Source organism: Ornithinibacter sp. (assembly GCF_035443565.1).
Classification (GTDB): Bacteria; Actinomycetota; Actinomycetes; order Actinomycetales; family Dermatophilaceae; genus Fodinibacter.
Window position 1 is genome coordinate 1 of the sequence record NZ_DAORSO010000368.1, and the last position, 1,367, is coordinate 1,367.

Here is a 1,367-nt window from a genome sequence, read left to right on the forward strand (position 1 = left end):
GAGTCCATCGAGTCGTCGACGCTGAGGATGAAGCAGGCGCTGACCTGCTGCGGGCTCGCGGTGCCGACGTTGAACCACACGGGCGAGTTGAAGCTGAACACCTGGTGCAGCAGGGCGTAGGTCAGCTCGTGCTCGAAGATCTCGGCGTCCTCGGCGGTGCCGAAGTAGCCGTGGTCCTTGCCGGCCTTGACATAGGTCAGCACGACGCGGTCGATGAGCTGCTTGAGCCCGGTCTCGCGCTCGGGGGTGCCCACCGCCCCACGGAAGTACTTGGTCGTGACGATGGTGCTCGCGTTGACCGACCAGAAGTCGGGGTACTCCACCCCGCGCTGGTCGAAGATCGTCTCCCCGGTCTTCCAGTTCTGCTGGACGACGTCGCGCTTCTCCCAGGTCACCTCGTCGTAGGGGTGGACCCCGGGCGTGGTGAAGATGCGCTCGACGGTCACCCCCTTGCCGCGGGCGGACTTGCGGGCACCTGCACGTGCTCCGGCGGTCTCGGTCATGCGTTTCCCTACCTTCTGCCCCGTTCGGGGGCCATGGTGACCTGTCATTTGACTGTTCTACTGCGAGGCACTGACATCGCTGCCGCGGCCGGTGGTTGCCGGCGACGACGGACGACGGCGAGCTACCCCGCGGGGTGGGCGGACGGCATCCGACCCGGTGGTTCGATGCCTGCGGCGTCGCGCTCGGCGCGCAGGAGGGTGATCGCGGACTCGAAGTCCTCGAGGTTGTCGAACGCCTGGTAGACGCTCGCGAAGCGCAGGTACGCGACCTCGTCGAGCTCGCGCAGCGGTTCGAGGACGGCCAGGCCGACCTCGTGCGCGTCGATCTCGGCGCTGCCGTGGCTGCGGATGGTCTCCTCGACGCGCTGGGCCAGGCGGGCGAGGTCGTCCTCGCTGACCGGGCGGCCCTGGCACGCCTTGCGGACGCCGACGAGCACCTTGGCGCGGCTGAACGGCTCGGTGGCGCCGGAGCGCTTGACCACGCTCAGGCTGGCCGTCTCGACGGTGGTGAAACGACGCCCACACTGCGGGCACTGACGGCGCCGGCGGATGCTCGCACCGTCGTCGGTGGCCCGCGAGTCCATGACGCGGGAGTCGGTGTGGCGGCAGAACGGGCAGTGCATGGGACCCCCCTCGTGTGGGCTGTGCTGTGGCGTCCTGTGGACGAACCCGTGGACAGTGGTGTGAACAACCTGTGGATGACCGGTATTTCGTGTGCACAACATGTGGACGAACTACACGGGTGTAACCACTAGATGTGGTGGCTATCTTGACTCACTGTGACGGGGGCCGCAAGACATTCCGGGTGTTTCGGCGTGGCGAGTTCCGTTTGTGCAGGTCAGGGCGTTCGGATGCCGTCCGCCC

At 67.4% G+C, this 1,367-nt stretch carries 1 protein-coding gene and 1 pseudogene; both read right to left on the reverse strand.

Annotated elements, in window-relative coordinates; translation table 11 throughout:
• A pseudogene (locus PLL68_RS15250) lies at nt 1–503 on the reverse strand (vitamin B12-dependent ribonucleotide reductase); the annotation flags it as partial.
• 122 nt (nt 504–625) lie between these two features.
• Nucleotides 626–1,126 carry a transcriptional regulator NrdR gene (gene nrdR / locus PLL68_RS15255; protein WP_324535557.1) on the reverse strand — a complete coding sequence of 167 codons (501 nt, stop codon included), beginning with the start codon at nt 1,124–1,126 and terminating at the stop codon, nt 626–628.
• Nucleotides 1,127–1,367: the final 241 nt, after the last annotated feature.

Excerpts from the sequence above, each read along its gene's own strand:
- nrdR (WP_324535557.1), bottom strand. The coding sequence starts at position 1,126 with ATGCACTGCCCGTTCTGCCGCCACACCGACTCCCGCGTCATGGACTCG.